Source organism: Paenibacillus sp. FSL R10-2788 (assembly GCF_038003885.1).
Taxonomy (GTDB): Bacteria; Bacillota; Bacilli; order Paenibacillales; family Paenibacillaceae; genus Paenibacillus_AQ; species Paenibacillus_AQ odorifer.
The window spans coordinates 601,950-623,199 of sequence record NZ_JBBOQA010000001.1 but is presented as its reverse complement, the minus strand read 5'-3'; the positions used below and the strand labels follow the sequence as shown (position 1 = coordinate 623,199).

Annotated in this window: 23 protein-coding genes; 5 read left to right on the top strand and 18 right to left on the bottom strand. The window is 44.6% G+C overall.

Annotated elements, in window-relative coordinates; all coding sequences use genetic code 11:
* Nucleotides 1-23: 23 nt before the first annotated feature.
* Nucleotides 24-2,438 carry a hypothetical protein gene (locus tag NSQ50_RS02795; protein ID WP_076223381.1) on the bottom strand — a complete coding sequence of 805 codons (2,415 nt, stop codon included), beginning with the start codon at nucleotides 2,436-2,438 and terminating at the stop codon, nucleotides 24-26.
* A 67-nt stretch (nucleotides 2,439-2,505) separates the two neighbouring features.
* A complete protein-coding gene (locus NSQ50_RS02790; RefSeq protein WP_076193723.1) occupies nucleotides 2,506-3,558 on the bottom strand; it encodes a LacI family DNA-binding transcriptional regulator in 1,053 nt (350 codons plus the stop codon).
* Between the two features lie 215 nt (nucleotides 3,559-3,773).
* Between NSQ50_RS02790 and NSQ50_RS02785 the strand changes: the two genes are divergently transcribed.
* Complete coding sequence (locus NSQ50_RS02785) at nucleotides 3,774-4,091, top strand: MGMT family protein (RefSeq protein WP_036676747.1); 318 nt, start codon at nucleotides 3,774-3,776, stop codon at nucleotides 4,089-4,091.
* On the opposite strand, the gene NSQ50_RS02780 is transcribed toward NSQ50_RS02785, so the two are convergent.
* The 8 genes from NSQ50_RS02780 to NSQ50_RS02745 all read right to left on the bottom strand — a co-directional run bounded on the left by NSQ50_RS02780 (nucleotide 4,088) and on the right by NSQ50_RS02745 (nucleotide 10,837).
* The gene (locus tag NSQ50_RS02780) at nucleotides 4,088-4,783 is read right to left on the bottom strand and encodes a DUF1361 domain-containing protein (protein WP_038568569.1); all 696 of its coding nucleotides are present in this window, start codon (nucleotides 4,781-4,783) and stop codon (nucleotides 4,088-4,090) included. The two genes, NSQ50_RS02785 and NSQ50_RS02780, sit on opposite strands and share 4 nt — an antisense overlap.
* Nucleotides 4,784-4,933: 150 nt before the next feature.
* On the bottom strand, nucleotides 4,934-6,697 hold the full coding sequence (locus NSQ50_RS02775; protein WP_076223383.1) for a SulP family inorganic anion transporter: 1,764 nt from the start codon (nucleotides 6,695-6,697) through the stop codon (nucleotides 4,934-4,936).
* A gap of 107 nt (nucleotides 6,698-6,804) precedes the next feature.
* Nucleotides 6,805-7,131: an ArsR/SmtB family transcription factor gene (locus NSQ50_RS02770; protein WP_036676741.1), complete on the bottom strand. Its 327-nt coding sequence runs from the start codon at nucleotides 7,129-7,131 to the stop codon at nucleotides 6,805-6,807.
* A 74-nt stretch (nucleotides 7,132-7,205) separates the two neighbouring features.
* Entirely contained in the window at nucleotides 7,206-7,583 is a 378-nt protein-coding gene (locus NSQ50_RS02765; RefSeq protein WP_038568565.1) for a hypothetical protein, read from the bottom strand.
* Between the two features lie 62 nt (nucleotides 7,584-7,645).
* Nucleotides 7,646-9,214: a phospholipase D-like domain-containing protein gene (locus NSQ50_RS02760; protein ID WP_076223386.1), complete on the bottom strand. Its 1,569-nt coding sequence runs from the start codon at nucleotides 9,212-9,214 to the stop codon at nucleotides 7,646-7,648.
* 175 nt (nucleotides 9,215-9,389) lie between these two features.
* Nucleotides 9,390-9,683, bottom strand: a complete 294-nt coding sequence (locus tag NSQ50_RS02755; protein ID WP_036676736.1) for a putative quinol monooxygenase — start codon at nucleotides 9,681-9,683, stop codon at nucleotides 9,390-9,392.
* Nucleotides 9,684-9,739: 56 nt separating this feature from the next.
* Entirely contained in the window at nucleotides 9,740-10,375 is a 636-nt protein-coding gene (locus NSQ50_RS02750; protein WP_076223389.1) for a nitroreductase family protein, read from the bottom strand.
* Between the two features lie 33 nt (nucleotides 10,376-10,408).
* Nucleotides 10,409-10,837 carry a MarR family winged helix-turn-helix transcriptional regulator gene (locus tag NSQ50_RS02745; RefSeq protein ID WP_076304354.1) on the bottom strand — a complete coding sequence of 143 codons (429 nt, stop codon included), beginning with the start codon at nucleotides 10,835-10,837 and terminating at the stop codon, nucleotides 10,409-10,411.
* 158 nt (nucleotides 10,838-10,995) lie between these two features.
* Here NSQ50_RS02745 and NSQ50_RS02740 point away from each other — a divergent pair, with 158 nt between their 5' ends.
* Nucleotides 10,996-11,781: a carbon-nitrogen family hydrolase gene (locus NSQ50_RS02740; RefSeq protein WP_076223445.1), complete on the top strand. Its 786-nt coding sequence runs from the start codon at nucleotides 10,996-10,998 to the stop codon at nucleotides 11,779-11,781.
* 102 nt (nucleotides 11,782-11,883) lie between these two features.
* On the opposite strand, the gene NSQ50_RS02735 is transcribed toward NSQ50_RS02740, so the two are convergent.
* The gene (locus tag NSQ50_RS02735; RefSeq protein WP_076223391.1) at nucleotides 11,884-12,777 is read right to left on the bottom strand and encodes a lipoate--protein ligase family protein; all 894 of its coding nucleotides are present in this window, start codon (nucleotides 12,775-12,777) and stop codon (nucleotides 11,884-11,886) included.
* 239 nt (nucleotides 12,778-13,016) lie between these two features.
* Between NSQ50_RS02735 and NSQ50_RS02730 the strand changes: the two genes are divergently transcribed.
* A complete protein-coding gene (locus NSQ50_RS02730; RefSeq protein ID WP_076124450.1) occupies nucleotides 13,017-13,904 on the top strand; it encodes a CHAD domain-containing protein in 888 nt (295 codons plus the stop codon).
* A gap of 28 nt (nucleotides 13,905-13,932) precedes the next feature.
* Here NSQ50_RS02730 and NSQ50_RS02725 read toward each other — a convergent pair whose 3' ends face one another.
* From NSQ50_RS02725 to NSQ50_RS02695, 7 genes are all read right to left on the bottom strand, one after another.
* On the bottom strand, nucleotides 13,933-15,144 hold the full coding sequence (locus NSQ50_RS02725) for a Ger(x)C family spore germination protein (RefSeq protein ID WP_076185167.1): 1,212 nt from the start codon (nucleotides 15,142-15,144) through the stop codon (nucleotides 13,933-13,935).
* Nucleotides 15,141-16,232 (bottom strand): GerAB/ArcD/ProY family transporter, encoded by a 1,092-nt coding sequence (locus NSQ50_RS02720; protein WP_076185168.1) that lies wholly within the window; start codon nucleotides 16,230-16,232, stop codon nucleotides 15,141-15,143. Before NSQ50_RS02720 ends, NSQ50_RS02725 begins: the two co-directional genes overlap by 4 nt.
* Nucleotides 16,233-16,259: 27 nt before the next feature.
* Nucleotides 16,260-18,002 carry a spore germination protein gene (locus NSQ50_RS02715; RefSeq protein ID WP_076185169.1) on the bottom strand — a complete coding sequence of 581 codons (1,743 nt, stop codon included), beginning with the start codon at nucleotides 18,000-18,002 and terminating at the stop codon, nucleotides 16,260-16,262.
* Nucleotides 18,003-18,118: 116 nt separating this feature from the next.
* Nucleotides 18,119-18,445, bottom strand: coding sequence for a thioredoxin family protein (locus NSQ50_RS02710; RefSeq protein WP_076124458.1), 327 nt, complete (start codon nucleotides 18,443-18,445; stop codon nucleotides 18,119-18,121).
* Nucleotides 18,446-18,482: 37 nt separating this feature from the next.
* The gene (locus tag NSQ50_RS02705) at nucleotides 18,483-18,875 is read right to left on the bottom strand and encodes a MerR family transcriptional regulator (protein WP_076185170.1); all 393 of its coding nucleotides are present in this window, start codon (nucleotides 18,873-18,875) and stop codon (nucleotides 18,483-18,485) included.
* Between the two features lie 145 nt (nucleotides 18,876-19,020).
* Complete coding sequence (locus tag NSQ50_RS02700) at nucleotides 19,021-19,656, bottom strand: ThuA domain-containing protein (protein ID WP_076185171.1); 636 nt, start codon at nucleotides 19,654-19,656, stop codon at nucleotides 19,021-19,023.
* Nucleotides 19,657-19,704: 48 nt separating this feature from the next.
* The gene (locus NSQ50_RS02695) at nucleotides 19,705-20,427 is read right to left on the bottom strand and encodes an SDR family NAD(P)-dependent oxidoreductase (RefSeq protein ID WP_036676722.1); all 723 of its coding nucleotides are present in this window, start codon (nucleotides 20,425-20,427) and stop codon (nucleotides 19,705-19,707) included.
* A gap of 228 nt (nucleotides 20,428-20,655) precedes the next feature.
* On the opposite strand from NSQ50_RS02695, the gene ytxJ reads away from it, so the two are divergent.
* On the top strand, nucleotides 20,656-20,982 hold the full coding sequence (ytxJ, locus tag NSQ50_RS02690) for a bacillithiol system redox-active protein YtxJ (RefSeq protein ID WP_038568551.1): 327 nt from the start codon (nucleotides 20,656-20,658) through the stop codon (nucleotides 20,980-20,982).
* Nucleotides 20,979-21,218 carry a glutaredoxin family protein gene (locus NSQ50_RS02685; RefSeq protein ID WP_036676715.1) on the top strand — a complete coding sequence of 80 codons (240 nt, stop codon included), beginning with the start codon at nucleotides 20,979-20,981 and terminating at the stop codon, nucleotides 21,216-21,218. The genes ytxJ and NSQ50_RS02685 overlap by 4 nt, the downstream gene beginning before the upstream one ends.
* The last annotated feature ends 32 nt before the right edge of the window (nucleotides 21,219-21,250 follow it).

Sequence of the window (21,250 nt, the reverse complement as noted above, 5' to 3'; positions counted from 1 at the left end):
TCATGGTTTGTCATTCTTAGCGATTACAGACAAGGGCTGAATATTCCTCCGCCTGCCAGTCTTACGCGAGACTCTAGTATCCCCTCAGTTGTGCGATATTCGAGCTTATCCTCAAGCAGCACATATCTTGACGGATATGCAGCGTAACTTGTTACGATCCAGCCCTCCGAGTCTTCTTCAATATAACCGTTAATACAGCGCATCTTTCCGCGTGGATCCCTGTACAAATATGTGGTTGTCCCGAAGCCCATTAGATAGGCCACTAGCTCCTCCCCCATATCCCAATCATCTCCTGTCACACCCGAGAACAGCGAAGCAAACAAGGAATCACTTGCCCCCACAAATACGGATTGCCCAAAACGGTTTCGCGACAATTCTGGCATGTTCAGGTTAGGAGCTGCCACACTATATGTAGAGGCTGCCTCTCCAGGCAACAAACGGCGTGGAGTAGAGCGTACATTCCAATCGTAACAATTGAATACTGCCATCGAAGAACGGTAAGCGGCTTCCAAATATTCAGGGTCTCCAAGGAATTCATAGGCAACCCGGGATGCTCCTGCTACCAATCCACCCCAAAGGGAATGAATCATATACGACAAAGCTTCCCACCAGCGATCCGGATTCTGCACTCTGTAATCATTGCTGAATCCGATATTTGCCAGAATTAGTTGCCCATAACGCTGAGCCTCCTCTTTATTTCCAAGGTGACACAATGTTTCACAGGTAGGACCAAATCCTGCATTATCGTAAAAATGCTCCGTTATAGCTCCCTCATACTGCTGTATCCCTGTCTCCAGATTTCTGCCAAATTGCTCCCATAAGGTAAGTAGACTTTTATACTCTTCTGAAAGACCGCTCTGCTTCAGTGCCTCTAATAAATCAAGAATATAGAGCACAAATATACCATTTAGACGGCTCTCATCCTGCTCACGCTGCCCACTATGCCGATCAGGGTCTAGGCGAAGGCACATGATTTCGGCAGCCCATTGTAGATATTCTCTAGGAGAATGAATTTTAAGTAATGAACCATCCATTCGTGACAATAGATAAAAGACATGCCCAATATAATCCAGATCATAAATGCGGTAGAATTCTCCATACAAGGGACGCGGATGATTGAAATCTCCGCCTTCAAACCAATGCTCCTTCACATCCAATACTGCGGCAATCTCGGCCTTAGCTACTTGTTCGGGGACAGCCTTGGCCATGCTATTCTTCATCAGAAGAAAAGCAACCTTACCCAGCGATTCTCCCTGATTCGATAGCGGACGGAAGGCATATGGCCTCTCAGCCTCACCTGTCCCTCCAAAGTTGTTATTTACCAACCACTCGGCTCTCTTTTCCAGAATCAGGTCAATCGACTCCAGTACATTCCAGACCAGGATATCGGTCCGTCCATCTTCTAGCCCCAGCTCCAGCTTATGTTCTCCCGGCTCCAAACGCTGTAAAGATATAGTGTAGCTGCTGCCTGACTCCAACCGTACAGCTTCGTTCGTAATATTCTCCTGGCGGATCAGCTCCGTTGCCGTTGAAGTGCTATACAAACGCAGCTCACGTAGAGCCTGGCCCTGCGGCAGATCAACAACAGCTTCGAACCTTCCTCCCCGGGTTAATACAGGCGTATAGCTCCAGCGCGGATGTCCATAGGCCATACCCTGCCTATAGAAATCATCTCGATTCTGACAGGGATGGAATATGTATTCCCAGCTGGAGGTTTCTCCAGCGTCAAGATCCAGCGGACTGTAAGCGCCACCATATATCCAGTCGGCAGCTGCAGATTCGGTCATAGATGATCCGTCCTCCACCAACGATAGCCGATGATACAGCAGACCATCCAAAGAAGGGGAAACCTGCTCAAGAAAACGATTCTTATAACTACAATAAGTACCTACGGTTACTGTTCTGCCCTGAACACCATAAACACCCAGATGTGGTGCTTCGTTGCTCCGTCGAATGGCAGCAATTTTAGCGAAATCTCCACCAAGATGGGGGAATACTGCACAGGACTGACTCATATTGCGCTGCACATTTTCATCTCGGTACATGACATAAGCGAGCGAAAACCACACATGAAGTCCATTAATTCTTACAGACTGTGTTGATCGGTTCATAGCTTCAATAGTCCATCTTAGTCGCTCATCTTCCAAAGAATATGTAAGTCTGATTGCAATCGGCGCACCTTCAAAATCCACAAATACACGGTTTTTTCCTTCTGGTGTGATTTTGGGCAACAGATCAGTGCTTTTTATGATATTCCCGTCTAGCTCTATTGTCCATTCTCCGAATAGCTTATCTGTATCCGCATAACCTGCCTCTTTCAAATAAGACGGATCAACTACCCAATTCATTTCACTAGGGTCGCCTTGTAATATCAGAGACTGAAGTGCTCCGCGGTCGCTTAACTCCATCCTGAAATTTTCGTTGCCTAGAATCGTCATTGCCTAGCACCTCTTCAATATTTTAAGTTAAACGTTTAGATTTATGAGGAAAAAGGAGCTGTGAAACTTATTTTTGTCTCACAGCATTTTTTAACGTAGCCACAGAATCACGTTCGATCAACCGGCACTCCGGCATGGTCAGTGAATCCATCTTCGTCCCCTTGATTAAATTGAACAAAACCTCAATAGCTTGATAGCCCATCTCATGTAGCGGAAGTCCCATTGTTGTTATACGCGGGCGTAAGTAATCACTGAATTCACGATTATCAAAACCGACAACCGACAGATCATCCGGTATTTTAAACCCTTTTTCCTCTGCCGCCTGCAAAATACCTACAACCATTACATCATTCATGGAAAGAATCGCGGTTGGAGGCTCCGGCAAAGCGAGCAACTCGGAGGTAAGACGATACCCTGATTCCCTCTCCCAGTCTCCCATCTTAATTAACAGTGGATCGAACGGTAATTGATATTCAGTAACGGCCTTGTAATAACCGTTCAGTCTTAATCTGGAAGGGATTGAATCCATCAAACCACTGATTACAGCAATTCTGCTATGTCCTTGGTTAACCAAGTAGGACATGGCTTGGTAAGCAGCTTGCTCATCATTATACTGGATAGAGATATCGTCCTGTGTGTAAGAGTAGGTATACACAATAGGCTTACCTTCCGTATCGATTAAACCCGTTAAATCACGGGGATGAACACCGATATAAATAATCCCATCCACTTGATTACTGAGCAGTTCGGCAACCGCATTAGCGGCATACTTTCGATAGTCCTCCGTATTCGAGAAGTTACGGCCGATACGCTTGTCCAAACGAAGATTCACCAGTAAAATATGCAAATCATTACGATCTCCAAAATCATTAATTCCATCGATAATATCGGGGGTGTTAAATACCGTCACATCTTCTGCAATAACACCTATTGTATTCGTACGGTTGAGTTTGAGACTCTTCGCAATAGCATTCGGCTTATAATTCAACTCCTCAATGGCTGCAACAACTCGTTCCCTTGTATCGGAACGTACATTGCGGGTACCATTAAGCACATAGGAGACTGTAGCAATCGAAACATTAGCCTTTGCGGCTATGTCTTTAATGCTGGTTTTCCTCATTACACCTTCTCCTATCTTATTATGGGAACTCTTTTAATCACGTTGTTAAACGTTTAGATTATTTTTACAGTTAAAATATACCACGCGTATTTATTGCTTTGCAACCCCTTTTTTGCTATTCTCAAAAAATCCTCCTGTTCGTCCCCCGTTTCGTTTAGAATTGATTTATCTGTTGTTCATTGGATAAAAATAAGATATAGGAGCTTGAGCTTGCTATGACACCATTTACTGAGAGAGTTATTCATATCATACAGTCTATACCAGAAGGTAAAGTGATGACTTACGGAGGAGTTGCCCGCGCGGCAGGCAGCCCAAGAGGAGCGAGGCAGGTCGTTCGCATCCTTCATTCCATGAGCAAAAAATATAAGCTGCCCTGGCATCGGGTCATTAATGCTAAAGGAATGATCGCACTAACTGAGGATGAGTCTAACTCCCTCCAGAGGCTCTATCTACAGGGAGAGGGAGTTAGTTTTAATGAAAAAGGTGTGGTAGATCTGAAGCAATTCCAGTTTGAGCCGGAGTGTACCGATTAGTACCCTCTGGTAACTCTTCGTCTTTCTCCGGTGCCAAGAGCATTGAGTAGACAATACATCGTCGCGTAAATGACCAGCAGGACAAAGGCAATGAACAAGCTGAAAAATACGGACTGGAGATTCAGGCTATCCAGAACAAGTTGATACAACTGATGCCTGTCCGTCAGGACGTCCCAGCTATTGAGTCTGTAGACTCGGCCAAGCAGTACACCATATCCCCCGAGCATACATGCCGCAAGCACGAATACCCATGACCACAGCAGGTTGCTTTTACGATAAATGACCGTCTGGAACTGATACAATGAGAAGAACCCGGTCAACCATCCACTCCAGGTGAACAATAAAAGAGTGACCAAGTCATACCAGTAGCGATTCTGAATGGCTCCCTCCACGATATATCTACTTTTTCTTACCGTTAAATGCACCAGGTCAGTCATGAGATAAGGCGCGTTGGGAAAGAACAGCAGCCACGCGACACCCAAAGGAAGAAGTAATAAACCGCCTATCTTCCTTTTGTCTAGCTCATAAGCAGCCATGGAGAATAAAAATGGAATCCAAGCTAAGAACAAATTCCAAATTAAAAAACCGTAAAACGAATCCGTCTGAAGTGACACTACACGATATACCGCCAATGTAGCGACAGACAATCCCGCCAAGAGCATAAACACCTTCGGATAATTCAATTCCTTCATGAGCTTATATTCTCCTTATCGATATTGATTACATTAAACTTATACCTAATTGTACAAATTCAGAATTCCGAAGTCCAATTTTAATACAAAAGCCCAGACGCAAGAATAGCGCCCAGGCCGACTTTATTTATTAAGCTCAAGTACCGCTGATTAGTTCAGAGGCAATGCTGGCTTCTTGCGTCCTGTCAGACCTCGTAGTCCACCTGCATCCTCCTGACAGGATAATGCCGTACACTCCCTAAACGCCGCATGACTGCATCCGATACATTTATTGTGATTAATACTGCTAAGAGCTTCATTGATCGCTTCACCGGTATGATGATAGAACTGTGCCTCTCCTATTTTGTCATATAGCCCGGTTCTCTTAAGTAGCTCAAGCGGCTGCGGCTGAACACCGGAGATCATCAGTTTCCCTCCAACAGCATGGAGATGCCGCACCAGCTCCGCCAGATTGGATTCACCCGTAGTATCCATGAATGGCACTTTTCCCATCCGCATTAATATAATTTTCGGCTGATCGGAGCCATAACCCGGCATGGTGTCATCAAATCTATACGCAGCGCCAAAAAACAGCGGCCCTTCCACGGTATAAATCCCAATCTGCGGACAATCATGACTCTCCGTTACCATATGTGCTCCTACCTTGACGGAATTAGGATCAGGCAATACTTTGGATACCAGATGAACCTCTCCCATCCGTTTCACAAACAAAATCACCGCAAGAATCAATCCCACCTCTACGGCCAGCGTTAAATCTGCAAATATCGTCAACAAGAAGGTGATGAATAATACCAAAGAATCACCTGTTTTGATTTTAAGCAAATGAAGAAATTGTTTACGCTCACTCATATTCCAAGCTACTACCATCAAGATAGGAGCCATCGCTGCCAACGGAATACTAGAAGCATAGGGTGCAAACAACAGAAGAATTAGGAATACCACTACCCCATGAACGATCCCTGAGATCGGAGAAACTGCGCCGCTTTTGATATTTGTGGCGGTTCTGGCAATGGCACCTGTGGCTGGAATTCCTCCAAACAATGGAGCTGCAATATTGGCGATTCCCTGACCAATCAGTTCACGGTTGCTGTTATGGCGGCTGCTCGTCATCCCATCAGCTACGACAGCTGACAATAAGGATTCAATAGCACCCAACATCGCGATGATAAAGGCCGGACGAATCAGCAGTGTAATCCGCTCCCAGGTAATGGTCGGAAAACGGAAGCTTGGCAATGTATTAGGGATATTCCCATAGGCCAAACCAATCGTAGTCACCTTACCGCTAAAAAATAACGCTGCTATGACAGTTGCACAAAGAAGACCGACCAATGAACCCGGCACCTTCGGAGCGAAGCGAATCGCTAGGATAACAACGGCCAGACAAATCGCGGCGGTCAGGATACTATATCCATTGATCGTCGATAGATGAAGTCCAATTTCTTTCATGTTATCTACAAAGCTCTCGTGTCGTTCAATATCCCTTAACCCAAGGAAGTTAGCAATCTGTCCGGTGAAGATAATAACCGCTATTCCGGCTGTGAAACCAATCGTGACCGGCTTCGGAATAAATTTAATCAGTACACCCAGCCTTAACAATCCCATGAGGACTAAAATAACCCCCGCCATCATCCCCGCTAACAGCAGGTTCTCATAACCATACTGCATCCCAATGGCAAACAAGATAGGAATAAATGCACCTGTCGGTCCACCAATCTGAAATTTCGATCCCCCGAACAATGAAATACATATGCCGGCAACGATTGTCGTATAAATGCCATATTCCGGCTTTACACCAGAAGCAATAGCAAATGCCATCCCTAAAGGAATGGCAATAACCCCGACGATTGTCCCTGATATCAAATCCTTGCGAAAAGCGTTCATGTTGTAGCCTTTATAACGACCCCGCCCTGTCATGTTCAAACCTTCTTTTCTTTAAATATCTGATTATTTGAATATAAGAAGAACATTACTCTAGGACGCGACTGTTGTCAACGCCAAAATAACGTTAATCTATTCCATTTTCACTCGCCGCGCATGCCTTCCAGCAATGAAATGGTATTCACGAGATGGTTATCAAATATTTGTTTGGCCACAACCAGAAGGTCCTTGATCAGAGGATCACGTAAGGCATAAATGACTGTGGTGCCTTCTTTCACACTGGTTACTACATTTTTGGCGCGTAAAACAGCTAGCTGCTGGGATACAGCAGAACCTTCCGAGCCGAGAATAGCCTGCAGTTCATTCACATTCTTCTCACCTTCGCTAAGCAGCTCCAGAATACGAATACGCATCGGATGAGCCAGCGCCTTGAAGAATTCGGTCTTAAATTGCTGAATTTCGGTGTTCATAGCTTTCTACTCCTCATGCTTAACTTTCTGAATCTAATGTTATCTTTGTATGTTATCTTAGTCCCTAAGAAGCGTCAAATACTGAAGGGATAGATTCGCACATCACGGACCTGCAATTCTACGAACACACCCAGTGCCATAGGTTCACCGAGACACTCGAACATCACTAACCCTTCACCTATTCGTAAAAATCCTGTGCCATCTTCTTCAATATTCTCCAACACGCCCGTAAAAATAACCCTATCCTGTTCGAGCCTGATGTTGAACTCACCTGCAGGCACAGGATGGATATCCACCCACCTCATAAGCAGCTCCGAAAGCTCGAATTCCACATCCATTTCTACCCCTGGATTCACAGGAGCACCACACCAGATTCCCCGGCCCTCCCCAAATTCTGTGAGAAAAAATACCTCGTCCTTTTTCAAACCACTTTTTGTAATTTTGATTTGCATAGCCCATACTCCACCCTAATGATTTATAACGATCATTATATCATGAGAATCAGCCCAATTTATCAAGTATAATTCTGGGTTGCCTTATTCAGATAAGTACTAGGGTGTAACCAAGGATGCTTAAAGAACTCACTTTTACTGGTAATCTTCCGCGAGACACTCAGGTCATAATCGATCATAGACTTTATCTGCTCTGCAAAGGCCTCCCCTTTTACCAGCATTCCCAGCTCAAAATCGTGGCAGGCACTTCTTTCGTTGATATTATATGAACCATGAAAAACGGCTTGTGATCTATGATCATAGGTAATTTTCCAATGGGAAAATCGACCGGTGGCACTGTAGTCATAGAAGGAAACACCGTTAATAAACGGCATATACATATTGCCTCTTACCGCCGCGCGATTTGTAGGATGATCATTAACCTCCAGCGGGTTACAAATGTTCAAATTACACGAGCATTCCGGACCAAGCAGCCCAAGCCGATCCCAAAAATCCTGATCAATCAAATAAGGATTCACGATGATAGTCTCTTCTGCCGCGTAAGTAATTAAATCCAGATAATATTGTTGAATCAGGTTAACCGGGTTACCTGGAAAGCTTGCTAACAGCGTACATTCTTCCTCACCAAAATGATAATCCACATCCGGATAATAAAAGACATCATTCACATCAAAATGATCTCCGCCTAGAAGCAGCCAGCGAGAATAGAACATCGCATTCAAAGGCTGCGCTGCAGCGCCGCGAATCCGGAAGCAGCCATCATGCCACTCAGCCTCTTTACTAGGAATCCCCTGTGGATGTCCATCTATACTCATTGCAGAGGATGCCTGCACTGGGGTCTCATACGTATATTGGTCACCAATATTTACACTGCCTATAATCGAGGTTACCCCATCTATGACCATAAACTTCCGATGATCGATGACATTCAGTCCTGTGACCTCAACATCCTCTTGCACTTTATCCTGCAGAAACAGGATACTTTCCGGCACTCCCGCTTGCTCCAGCGCCTTTCGTTTCACCCGCCATTCAATGGCTGTATAATACGAATTGAAGGTATTCAGCAGCTTGGCGCCTGCATTCTCAAGCTGATCAGCAATCTTGGAGAACTGGCCGTACTCCAGATTATTTCCGTACCCCAAAGCCGTCAATGTGTAATTGACCATAACCCTTACCTTAACGCCACGCTTAAGAGCATAAAACAGTTCATCTGCAACCAGATTGCCCGAGCGATCATTAAAAAAAAGCATGACAGACAGGTGGATATAATGCTGCGCTTTTCTGATCTCCTCTAATATCATTCCTAGACACTCCGGACCATTCACGTAAGGTGTTACTTGATTATTCCACGTAGTCTGCGGAGCCAGAACCTTTAGCTTGCCTGAGTCTAGTCTGCCCAATACTTCAGTAAGTTGTTCCAGGAAGCTTGGGCTAAATCCAGGAAGCTGGAATAGCTGCTGACTTGTCGTAATGACTCCGCCAAGCGTCTGACGATAGGCTCTGGCAGCCTCTAGGTCTATCCCCTCAAGCTTACGCTCCACCTCTTCTCCTGCTACACCCATAATACGGGCAAGCGATCCACCGGATAGATAATAATTCAAGAAATCAATCATATTTCTCTGTGTCTTCATATGTAAAGTCCCCCATCGTTTATATTGCATGCCTTTGAATCAAGGTAAGGATAGATACCCTAGATCTCCTTTTTATAAACGGGGTGAAATGCAAAATAGGGATGCCCCACAGCCTTTATGGCTATGGATCATCCCTGTTTAGGTTTAAATAGAATTCGCTAAGAATGGAGACAGCTTATTTTACCTGTTCTGCGCTAAATACTTTAACATCTAGAGGAGCAGCCAAGAATTCGCCGGCTTTAGCTGAGAAAGCAGTGAAATGAGCGCTCGTATTGTGGCTGGATACTGCTTCAGCATCACGCCATTGCTCAATCATAATAAATGAGTTGGCTTCTCCAGCATTCTCATATAGCTCATAAGAAAGGTTACCCTCTTCAGCATGAGTAGCAGCCAGTAATGCTTTAGACTCCGTCAAAAACTGTTCACGACGCTCTGGATTAACTTTAAGTACAGCATGAATAATGATCATTGTATATTCCTCCTAAGATTAGTGTTTATGGTAGCGCGTTTTACTAACTTTAATAATTATTTCCACTCAGCAACTTTATCGATAGGCAGACGAACAGAGGGGTAACCTGCATCAACAGCTTTACCAATGGAGAGCAGCATTACAGGAACATAACGATCTTTTTCCATACCAAACGCTTCAGCGATTTGGTCTTTTTCAAATCCACCAATTGGGTTTGTATCGTAACCATGTGCACGAGCAACCAGCATCAGCTGCATAGCAACAAGTGCGCCATCGATAAGCACGGTGTCTCTGTTAATTTCCCGTGGCAGGTTAGCGAAATGAGCGGATAATCTGGTTAATTGATTTTCTTTTACTTCAGCAGGCATAAGTCCACGTTCAACAGCCGTACCGTAAATTTCTTCAGCGTAATCGAAGTTGTTCAAATCACCAAAGATGGCAATCATAGCCGCAGAAGTCTCTACTTGTACGTTATTAAAACGAGCGAGAGGCGCTAAGGTAGCTTTAGCTTCGTCACTTTCAATGACCAGAAAACGCCAAGGCTGCATGTTCACTGAAGATGGAGCAAGTGTAGCTTCGGCAAGGATCTGTGTCATTTCTTCTTTGCTGATTTTAACGGATGGATCATATTTGCGGATAGAGCGGCGTCCTGTAATAATTTCTTGAAAATCATTTGTTTGTGTAGCGTTCATATGATTAATTCTCCTTTGAGTGTGTTTTGTAAGTTACAACAGAATGATATTAGATTGCAGACGATTGAGCATATCAATGAGCACTGCTCGCTCCTGATCGTTAAAACCTGTTAGCAGAGTAGCGATAAACCGCCTTTTCTCTTCGCTATATTTAACCATTCTTTCCCGACCTTGATCGGTTAATGAGACCAATGTGACCCTGTTATCGGCTGGGTTATTGCGGCGAGCGATCATGCCACTCTCTTCCAATCCCTTCAGATGACGGGTGACGGCTGCCGCATCAATATCCATTTCCTTTTGCAGACTGATTTGGCTGACTTCATCTACCCGAAACAGTTCATGCAGGAGGCGAAGCCGTGTGGGACTGATCCCTGCACAACGTTCGAATTTTGGAGAGATTCCTTTGTTTAAGGCCTGCAGCAGTTCAAATATATGTTCTTCCTCAGGACAGTACTCCGTCAAAATATACCTCCTTTCTATATTTAATTGCATGCAATTGTTTTGTATGAAATTATACTAACGCATAATCATTGACCCGTCAACTAATATATCAAATCATTTTTAAAAAATCAACATTGCTTATCCTCATCCGGTGCTATACGCTTGAACAAAAGAGGAGGATACCTATGAGAATATCCCTGATTCAGCTGGATATAGCATTTGGCAATCCCGCTATGAATTATGCTGCTGTTGTCCAGAAAATAAAAGAAGCCGCTGTCGCTGCCCCCGATTGTCTGATTCTCCCTGAGCTATGGACCACTGGTTATGATCTAACTCGCTTAGAAGATATTGGCGATCCGGAAGGAGAAATTACCAAGGCATTTATCTCCAGCTTGGCTAAACAATACAGCATCAATATCATCGCTGGTTCTGTCGCTAGCCGAAATGATACTGGTGTAACTAATCGTATGTATGTATTTAATCGATCAGGTGAGCTCGTCGGACAATACAGCAAGCTGCATTTGTTCCAGCTGATGGATGAACATTTGTATCTGCAGCCGGGAGAAGCCAAAGGACTATTTACATTAGACGATACGTTATGTGCAGGGTTAATCTGTTATGATATCCGGTTTCCGGAATGGGTTCGCGCCCATACCGCACAAGGGGCGGAAATCCTGTTCGTCTGCGCTGAATGGCCACTGCCCAGATTGTCCCACTGGCGGGCGCTGTTGATCAGCCGGGCCATCGAGAACCAATGTTTTGTTGTAGCCTGCAACCGTGCAGGCAGCGATCCTGCCAATATCTTTGCTGGGCATTCAATGATTATTGATCCTTGGGGAGATATTGTGTGTGAGGCTTCTGAAGAGGAAGAAATTCTAACCGGAGAGATCGATTTACATCAGGTGCGTGAGATTAGGAAACAAATTCCGATTTTTTCGGACAGACGTCCTGAGTTGTATAATTAAAAGAGCGTCATTGTTGAATATTAAAAAAGACGTTACGTAGGCTGGCATTATCCAGCTTTCCGTTACGTCCTTTTTTAACAGACTCCAACCCATGCTCAGCCCTTAGGAATACCGCTCGCGCAGCACCCGCGTTGCATCGAGCACACGTGGATCATCATAGTCCAAGCTGTATCCTGTCTCTTGCTGCAAAATGCGGGATGCTCTAAGAGAGACCCCACGACGAATTAAAGCCTGAATAATCCCCTCCACAAACACTTTCGCCACTTCAGGTCCACCGAGTTCACCCAGTCCAGCAATCGTCTCTGGACGAACCCGTGGATAAGCTAATGAGGAGTCTCCTCCGGAGGCTCGCGCATAGAAATCGCGGATTTGTTCACCGCGTTCTTGTCCCGAGCCAGAAACTACAACAAATGCATGTACAAAATAAGCATTGTTCTGCCTACGCTGAGCAATACCACAAAACTTCCGGCCACCAATGGCCAGATCGAAATCACCAGGGCAGTAAGAACCAACAATCTCACCAGCCTCAATTTGCGCCGCAGCCTGTGGATGACTTATAGCAACCGCTTCCGTGATCAAAGCAGCCAAGAGCCTAAAGTCATCATGAAAGTCCAGCTTTCCACGTCCTTTGGGCAGAACTAGAGAAACATTAATGATCCCTGCATCCAGAGGCACCGCAGCCCCGCCGGAATGCCTAACCGCCGTTCTAATCCCTTGCTCCTCAAGCGTGAGCATCGCCTGAGCTGCACACGGTAGCTTACTGTCCCGAAGTCCAAGCGCTACACCACCAGAATGACTCCACAGATGTAAGCTAGGAGGTATAAGTCCCGCTCCAACATCCCGGCATAAGGTTTCCTCAAAAGCGAATGGGACCAGCATATCCTCTAAGCTCCCTGCTTCTGTACCTTTGCTCTCATCCCTTGCACTCAGATGTTGAAAGAGCCCCATTTCTGAAGGAAGTTTACTAAATATTGAATCATACTCACGAGTATCCACCAAAGCCCCTCTTTCCCGAATATGAGCCACGAGACCTGCTATTCTCTACCAGCTAAAGATCCAAGCCTATCCGTATAAATAATGATAGTAATATTGTAACCGATCTGTCTCCATGCTGTGAGTAGAGAATTGAAATGAGGTTATGATAACGCTATTCTTATAGTAAATGGACTTACCCCAGAGCATAATAGGGGAAGCCCTAAATTCATGCTATCCCAAACGTTAAGGAGTGATGCTGCATGACAGGAGACAAGCTGACCAAAGAACGACAGCTAACCAAAACAAAGCAATGGGAACAAGCCCTTAACCACCTTTATATCAACTTTTGGGATTACAGCCATGACGCATTAAATAAATTCGCTGATGAAGATATCCACCAGGCAAGAGTGAACTGCCGTAAGCTGCTAAGTCTATTATCCATTCTTGATCCGCGGCACACTTCAGGCCTGTACCCTATTTTCAAAAAAGCGCAAAAGAGATTAGGTAAAGTGAGAGATGCAGATGTTCTAATAGAATCTTTCAAGAACAAGCGCAAGCAAGCGAAGGAGAACGGAGATTCCAAAACTGCAGACCTGTTAAAGGCAGTGATTGCTTACCAAAAGGATAAGCGCAAAACTTACCGCAAGAAGCTCGCTAAGGAGCTGCCTGAACTAATCAATGAAGACCTCGAGGAAAAGTGGAAGACCTTCCTAAGCGAGCAGCTTGAAGCCCTAGCCGCCAAAAAGAATGTTAACGTTGTTATGCGTGAGCTTGAGATCGCTTATGAGCAGAAGAAAAAAACCTGTAAAGCTATTTTCCATGAAGACAATGCCGAATCTAAAGAAGCCTTCGACGCTTTGCACCAGCTAAGAATCGCTGCTAAGGAACTGCGTTATACCGCGAGTGCGGCCGATTTTGCGTTAAATCAGAAATTTCATGCGCATGAGGAGATCTATAAGGAGATTCAAGATCAACTTGGGCTGATTAACGACAAACGTCTATGGCTGGAAACACTGAATGCTATTGGACGTGAAGAGCTGGACATCGGTAAAAAAGCATGGAACGCCTTCACATCGCAATTAAAGGATGAAGTGCTCGATGCACTGCATCATAATGATGTCATTCCTATCCAGACACAAACGAAGTAGCTCCATACAACATTGCAAATGGTCCTTTCTATTCAGCCGTTGTATCTGATGCACCATACTCTTCAATATTCAGTTTCACTTCATAGGTAATCGGAATCTCGCTAAAGGTTTCATCCCAGTTATCCTCTACGCTCCGCCATACGGCTGGATGTTGAATACGCAAAGCGTTGCCGAAACCTGCAACCTCTGTATGCAGCTCCTTCTGCATTTTTTTCACAGTGACCTGAAGCATGTCTAAGACATGCTTCTCCAGCACTGCTTTATCCTCCTTTACAATGCCGTCATGTAACTTCTTTGCACTCTTGGCAAAAGCCTCACCATATCTCCCCGTAGATTCTATTTTCACATGAAAAGAGATCTTCCCATCCTTCACATTAGCTTTATACTTACTACCCAGGGATTTGATTTCATAGGTAATGAGCTTATTGTTAGACGGGTCGTATGCTTTGAGAGCACCCCCCTCTCCCTTTCCAGTCAGCCAGACCATACCTTCCAGCTCCGATGCATCTAAAAAACCAACGAGCTTTCCCGTTTTCCCTTTAATTACGCCTGCTCCATCCAGCTTTGTCTCCTTCTCTTTTTCTAAAGAAATTACATTCTGCAACATGAAACTTCTTTTACCATGCAAAGGACCCGCCACTTTAGCTATTGAAACCGGCTCCCATATCCTCGTGCTCCGACTTCTATTCACAAAAATCCCCTCTAATACAAATGAAGGGGTTTGGCCCGGCAGCGCATTTTCCAATACATCTTTGGCTTTTCCCTTGCTGACATATAGTAGAACACTGGGACGGATATCGTTATCCCTGCTAAAGAAATCAATTAACTCAGAAAACTTGGTAGAACGTGCAAGCTTCTCACCGATCACAATGACCTTAAGGTGATGTCCGATCGGAGTACGTCTAGTACGCAGTGAAAGTGCCCGTAATGCTTCAAACATCGAATCACTTACTTCACTCATGTTATAGTAATTTCTGGTTGAGGATGGGGAAGCCCCAGACTTCATACCTGACCCTCCTGAGCCTTGAGGAATCGTAAACTGGTAGGTACTCATTATTTGGGCAGGCATAGGATTTCTCCCGCCTCCTTGCTGGGTTGCCTCCTCATCCCCTGTCTCCTCCGCACTGTCCAGGGCAACACCAATCTCCATACTTAACTCCTCAACAGGTGTGCTGCTCCAGCAGCCAGTCAACAAAGTACATAATATAAGAAATGTAATCGACACTCTCCATTTTTTCATGAAGCCGCCCTCCGGAAATGTGCGATGATCAACAGCGGCAATGGAATTAATCCAAATAAAACGATCATCCAATTACCTACGACTGTTCCTAATGCAAATAGAGCATTCACATTTGGTGGCATTCTGGAAACTACATAGGCTACTGGAAGTATAGCCAATAAGCAGCTATTAAATCGTTTATGAAATATTTGAGAAACTCCCAAAGCAGCAGCATAAATAGTGATGCAGAAGGTGCAGAAAATTTGCATAATCCAGATTACCAGCAGTAGCGATTCAAACCTCTCAAAAATAAGATAATTCACCTCAAAGCTTCGCACTAGATCAAGAAATGGCCAAGTTCTTGTGACCACTCCATCTATAGAAAACGCACCAATAGTCATTACAACGGCTAAAAGATAAAAGAATGTTGATATACAAGTTCCTGCAATAATTACCTTTACTGCTTTTTGTGGCTTATCCATAAAGGCAACAACGAATAGCATCGCTTCACCAGCAGTAAAAGTCAGAATGGTCGGCCTGATGCCCTTCCATACCGGTCCTAAACCATCTCCAAGGAAAGGCCGCAAATTATCGATATCGAAAACTTCAATACTAAGCAAGCATACTCCAACAAAAACTGTCCAAGTAATCGGAACAATCAACCTACACATGCTAGTTATGGCATTAAGTCCTCCTCTGCATAAATAGAAGGCTATCCAAATAAATATGGCAACAATAGCCCAAGGAGGTGTTCCCTCCAGCAGAAAAAAAGAGGTCACCTCCTGCACGGAACGCACTTCAAAACTGGCGATGCATAGAAAATAAAAAACCACTAATATAGAGAGAATGGCTCCAAGTGGCTTGCCAATGATTTTCCCGCTAAATTGAAAGATAGTTTGACCTGGAAACCGTTGACTAAGTTTCACTATAATTAAACCTGTTAAAAAGGTAATTACTCCCCCTAAAAAAACGGAGATCCACACGTCTGGAGTTTCACTAGCCTCTACAATCGTCCGAGGAAGTGTAATTATCCCTGCCGCAATAGTATAATTGGCTAGTATGATTGTCGCTTGAACAGCAGTAATTCGATCCTTCACCTCGGCACTCATATTCTCTTCCTCCTTTACTTAGATCTCTCACCCTTTGCGTCGGGGGTCCTTCGGCTTCAACAGGGTAGGACGACCTGTTAGAAATTGCAGTGGCATACGGAATATAAAATCTTTCCAATCCTTAGTCTTATACGGTATAAACATGCCAAGATAGGGTATGCCAAAGCTTTTTAGCTTGATTAAATGGGCACTCAGGAAAAGAAAAAATAATACAACTCCATATAATCCAAAGACTGCTGCAAAAAACATAGCTACAAAACGGAGCATACGCAGCGTCATTCCCGCACTATACATAGGGATGGTGAAGGAGGAGATTGCTGTAACTGAAACAACGATGACTAGAATTGGACTCACAATTCCCGCTTCTACCGCGGCTTGGCCGATGATTAGACCGCCAACAATCCCCATCGCAGGACCGATAGGTTTAGGCAGCCGGAGTCCGGCCTCCCGTAATATTTCGATTGAGGTCTCCATGATCAAAGCTTCGATTAATACCGAAAAAGGTACCCCTTGGCGGGAGCTGATGATTGAAATGGCCAACTTTGTCGGAATCAATCCCGGCTGAAAGGAGAGGAAGGAAATATATAGTGCCGGTGCAAACATTGATATCAATGCGGCGAGAAAACGCAGTAAGCGCACCAACGACCCCACCATCCACCGATCGTAATAATCCTCTGGGGATTGCAACAGCATCCCGAAGGACACGGGCATGATCAAGGCAAAAGGTGTGCCATCCAGCAGGATAGCTACTCTCCCTTCCAATAACGCTGCCATTACGCGGTCAGGTCTTTCCGTATTCTGAATCTGCTGGAATGGCGTGAAGCTATTATCTTCGATTAATTGCTCCACATAACCAGATTCTTGCACATCATCTATATCAATCGTCCTAATTCTTCGTTTGACTTCTTCGACAAGTTCATCATTCGCGATATCTTTGATATAAGTTAGAACCAGATCCTTCTTCATCCTCTTTCCTACAGTAAAAGAAATCATGGCTAGCTCTGTGCTTTGCCCATGTCGGCGCAGTAATGCCGTGTTATCACTTAACGTCTCATTAAATCCGCTTCGAGATCCCCGCAAGACAGCTTCTGATTCAGGCTCCTCTATCCCTCTTGTGTTCCCCTTCGGGGTGCTGAGCACAATAGCCTCCGGTATCCCTTCTACTAACAGCACTACAGAGCCGAACAATACCTTTTGAAGGGAGAGCTTCACATTATCCGTAAACTCAACTTCCGAAATAAGCACGATCTCATGAATGAGAATATCTTTTAGATCCTTTGCTTCCGGTATCGTATGGGGATCTTTAAAAACCTTATAGGCATCCATTAAAGGCTTCAGAATATTCCGATCCATTTTATCTTTATCTGTCAGTCCATCTACAAATATAAGGGCCGCTTGCAGCTTTATACCTCCGATACGCAACTCCCGAAAACTCACATCATGCATATCTGTGCTCATCTCTTTAAATCTTTGCAAATCCTCCCGAAATTGACCGCTATAGTTTGCTCCTGTAGGAGATTCTTCACTGATTCCAACGGAATCGTCCGCCTTAGTAACCTTTTTCGTATTGCTAGAACCTAGAGATGCTTCTCCGTAAGGAATACCCCCGCCTATGCTGCCGGCAGCTTTTGTTGCTCTAGTACTTATCGTATCTTCCTTTACATTAGCCCAACTCATCATCCGGATTAGAATAAACGGAACGAAAAAGATCATAATAGCTTGGAAAATCACGCTCCATTTAGGAATTATCTCTAGAATAATATTCCACACTCTCTTCACCTCCTTTATAACTGTGTTCGTATTTTTTACCGAAGATGGGTAAATCATGCACGCAAAAAAGACCCCACAATATGGAGTCTCCCTAATTTCATCTTTAAATTATTGCCTTATGCTTGAAGAACCTTGTTCAGTATGCCTTGGTAAGCTGCTTTCGGACGCAGACCGACCAGCTTTTCCACGGGCTGCCCCTCTTTATATACAATGACTGTAGGCATCCCCATAACACCCGCTTCTCCAGCCAAATCCGGCAGTTCATCACAATTCACCTTAACAATAGAAACATCGTCTCCATATTCCTGGTGAAGATCTTCCAGAACAGGCAGCAGCACCTTACAAGGGGGGCACCATGGCGCACCATAATCCACCAGTACCGTTCCTCCACCACGTATTTCTGACCGCACCCAATCCGCACTATCGGCATTTATAATAGACATTTGCCATTCCTCCTCATATTTTTCAACACCAGCAGTACTATTCCAAGTTCTCCAGTGGACACGTTCCCAACTTGCTCTCATCCTGCTCCTGCAGAATAGATGCCATTCGTTCTTCCAAATTTCTCTTGATCTGATTCAGCTCTACAAGCTGACGTTCAATATCTTCCAATTTACTGCGGTATAGTGGCATCACTTCTGCGCAGAAAGCTTCTTTGTTCTTCAAGACACAATGTAGAAAGCCCGCGATCTGCTCTGTCGACAGACCCAGGTTCAAATATAGTTTAATCGTTTCTACCGTCTCTACAGCAAGTGAAGAATACTCCCGATATCCGTTGGCCTGACGGATCGGCGAGATTAATCCTTGACTCTCATAGTAACGAAGTGAACGGACGCTTACGCCCGTCAGTTTAGCAAGCTCACCTATTTTCATAGCATTCTCCCCGGGGTTCATGAGAATTGTTCTACACCAGTATAAACCCTGACACCAATGTTAGAGTCAACAAAAAAAATCCAACCGCGGCTAACCCGCAGTTGGACTCGTGTTTTATTTTACAACAGGTATATCCGCTTATATCCTACAATAATCCTGCCGCCCAAAGTCCACCTCTAAGAATCATCTGGCGAAAGGGCTCTACGGAAAATGACGGCAAATGATGACCAGGCATTAAATAAACAACCCGGCCTAGACCAAATTCATGGCACCAAGCCGCCTGTCTCATTGCCCCATCATGAGGATATTCCATAAGCACAGTTGTTTCGAAATAGGGATGCTGCTCAAAATAATAAGGCTCATCATCGATCACAAATTCTTCGATCCCCTGCATAATGGGATGCTCCCGTGCCGGTATGGACATCTGGAGCGAAGTGAATTCTGGATGATGAGTGAAATGCGCTCCCAGCATAGCGCCTAGCTCCTGATTACGCTGTAAGGAGATTCCGTTATGTACCACTAGTAATCCGCCACCGTTAGCCACATAGGAGAGCAATGCGCTGCTTTGTTCCGCCGGTATTTTATCATCGGAGAATTCGGTATAAGAGATCACCAGCTTGTAGTCAGATAATGTTTCTTTATTAAGCAGCCCATAATCCTCCGAGGAGAATACCTGCAGGTCATTGGCAAGGATCTGCTCAATCTCCCGGTCTACTCCCGCAAATGGGTGATATTTAACCTCCGAATAACTTCCGAGTGCCAGTGCTTTTAGTGTAGACATCCTATCATCGCCTTTCTTCGTGTACTTTTTTGATTACGGGAAGACCATCTACCAAGGCCATGTATTTCCATCCACGTCAAGATAGGCCGGCTCATCCCCTAGATACTTTTTATACTCCATAACCTGACTTATAATCTGGTCTGCAGACACATCGGGTGAAATATCCGCTTGCTCATTTTTTTCGCCATGCATATAAGTCTTCATCCAGCCGGGGTGAAACACCATCACTTGACCCCCAAGCGTCTTTAGATGATTGTGCATCAGGGAGGATTGCATATTGAGAGCCGCCTTAGACATGCAGTAGCCGTACATATTAATACGTTTATTTCTGCCAATGCTGCCCGCTTCCGAAGAAATATTAACAATCAATTTATCCTTACTTTGCAATAAAAGTCCCATAAGTGCATTGCTGACTCTCAACGCGCCTAGCGTATTCACATTATAAATCTCTGCCATGCCTTCATCATCCATATCCACCAGCATCGTAGCATCATCTGCGGAATGAATAATTCCGGCATTATTAATAAGAATATCAACATGCCCAGTTCTGCTGGCGATAGCCCTTGCTGCCTGCTTTACACTATCCTTACTACCAATATCGAGTGGAATAAGTTCCAGCTGTTCCGGATACTCTTCTTGAAGCGCTTTCAATTCATCTGCGTCTCTCATGTATTGTCCAGCAAATACTGAGAACTGTTTCTCTAAAAGAGAGTGTACAAGAGACAATCCAAGACCCCGATCAGCTCCAGTCACGCATGCGACTCTGTTCATTCTTATCAACGCTCCTACCTAGTAAGGATTATTGAAGCAAGTTGTCTTGCTTTCACCTTAGCATGCCGTCCCCTTTTTTTCAACGCGCTAAAATGAGGGTTTGGTCATCCTTGGATTAGCTGCTCCAGAATCCTTTTTGTTTTAAATTTAATATATGTTACAATCATGATTACAGGTTGTTAACAACACAATGGTTAGTAAAATAACGATCCCAGGAGGGTGATATCTATGTCTATTCAACAACTTCATACATTGGAAGATCTTAAGCAGTATGTGGCTAAACCTGGCAAAAAACTGCTGTTCAAACACAGCACTACCTGCCCGATTAGCGCCAAAGCTAATGAAGAATTCCAGGCTTATCTAAAGGATGCGGATACTGCAGCAGCAGTAGTTCTAGTCATCGAGGATCGTCCAGTTTCCAATCAAATTGCCGAGGATTTCGGGATTAAGCATGAATCTCCACAGCTCTTCCTGCTTGAGGATAATGAGGTTCGCTGGAACACTTCCCACTGGAAGATCACAAGAGATGCTATCAAAGAGGCTGTGAACCAATGAGCCAGCAAGTGATTGTTTATTCAACAGCAGGCTGCAGCGATTGTAATCTGGTCAAACAATATCTTACGGAGCAAGGTATCCCTTTTGAAGTAAGAGATGTTATGACTAGCACAGTCTATCAAGAGGAAGTCGAAAAGCTTGGTTTCATGGGTGTTCCTGTTACTGTAGCAGGGGATCATGCCACCAAAGGATTCAATCTTCCCGAGCTGAAAGCACTCATCGAAGCGGCCCAGTAATTCATCCGGTTAATTATTTAGCACTTGATATA

What these genes read in the sequence shown, in the direction of transcription:
- NSQ50_RS02700 (WP_076185171.1), bottom strand. Translation starts at nt 19,656, where the DNA reads ATGTCTACACTAAAAGCACTGGCACTCGGAAGTTATTCGGAGGTTAAA.
- NSQ50_RS02710 (WP_076124458.1), bottom strand. Translation starts at nt 18,445, where the DNA reads ATGTCTATTATAAATGCCGATAGTGCGGATTGGGTGCGGTCAGAAATA.
- NSQ50_RS02750 (WP_076223389.1), bottom strand. Translation starts at nt 10,375, where the DNA reads ATGAACGCTACACAAACAAATGATTTTCAAGAAATTATTACAGGACGC.
- NSQ50_RS02770 (WP_036676741.1), bottom strand. Translation starts at nt 7,131, where the DNA reads ATGAACACCGAAATTCAGCAATTTAAGACCGAATTCTTCAAGGCGCTG.
- NSQ50_RS02720 (WP_076185168.1), bottom strand. Translation starts at nt 16,232, where the DNA reads ATGAGTGCCGAGGTGAAGGATCGAATTACTGCTGTTCAAGCGACAATC.
- NSQ50_RS02795 (WP_076223381.1), bottom strand. Translation starts at nt 2,438, where the DNA reads ATGACGATTCTAGGCAACGAAAATTTCAGGATGGAGTTAAGCGACCGC.
- NSQ50_RS02685 (WP_036676715.1), top strand. Translation starts at nt 20,979, where the DNA reads ATGAGCCAGCAAGTGATTGTTTATTCAACAGCAGGCTGCAGCGATTGT.
- NSQ50_RS02725 (WP_076185167.1), bottom strand. Translation starts at nt 15,144, where the DNA reads ATGAAAAAATGGAGAGTGTCGATTACATTTCTTATATTATGTACTTTG.
- NSQ50_RS02730 (WP_076124450.1), top strand. Translation starts at nt 13,017, where the DNA reads ATGACAGGAGACAAGCTGACCAAAGAACGACAGCTAACCAAAACAAAG.
- NSQ50_RS02755 (WP_036676736.1), bottom strand. Translation starts at nt 9,683, where the DNA reads ATGATCATTATTCATGCTGTACTTAAAGTTAATCCAGAGCGTCGTGAA.
- NSQ50_RS02765 (WP_038568565.1), bottom strand. Translation starts at nt 7,583, where the DNA reads ATGCAAATCAAAATTACAAAAAGTGGTTTGAAAAAGGACGAGGTATTT.
- NSQ50_RS02785 (WP_036676747.1), top strand. Translation starts at nt 3,774, where the DNA reads ATGACACCATTTACTGAGAGAGTTATTCATATCATACAGTCTATACCA.
- ytxJ (WP_038568551.1), top strand. Translation starts at nt 20,656, where the DNA reads ATGTCTATTCAACAACTTCATACATTGGAAGATCTTAAGCAGTATGTG.
- NSQ50_RS02780 (WP_038568569.1), bottom strand. Translation starts at nt 4,783, where the DNA reads ATGAAGGAATTGAATTATCCGAAGGTGTTTATGCTCTTGGCGGGATTG.
- NSQ50_RS02775 (WP_076223383.1), bottom strand. Translation starts at nt 6,697, where the DNA reads ATGACAGGGCGGGGTCGTTATAAAGGCTACAACATGAACGCTTTTCGC.
- NSQ50_RS02760 (WP_076223386.1), bottom strand. Translation starts at nt 9,214, where the DNA reads ATGAAGACACAGAGAAATATGATTGATTTCTTGAATTATTATCTATCC.
- NSQ50_RS02705 (WP_076185170.1), bottom strand. Translation starts at nt 18,875, where the DNA reads ATGAAAATAGGTGAGCTTGCTAAACTGACGGGCGTAAGCGTCCGTTCA.
- NSQ50_RS02695 (WP_036676722.1), bottom strand. Translation starts at nt 20,427, where the DNA reads ATGAACAGAGTCGCATGCGTGACTGGAGCTGATCGGGGTCTTGGATTG.
- NSQ50_RS02790 (WP_076193723.1), bottom strand. Translation starts at nt 3,558, where the DNA reads ATGAGGAAAACCAGCATTAAAGACATAGCCGCAAAGGCTAATGTTTCG.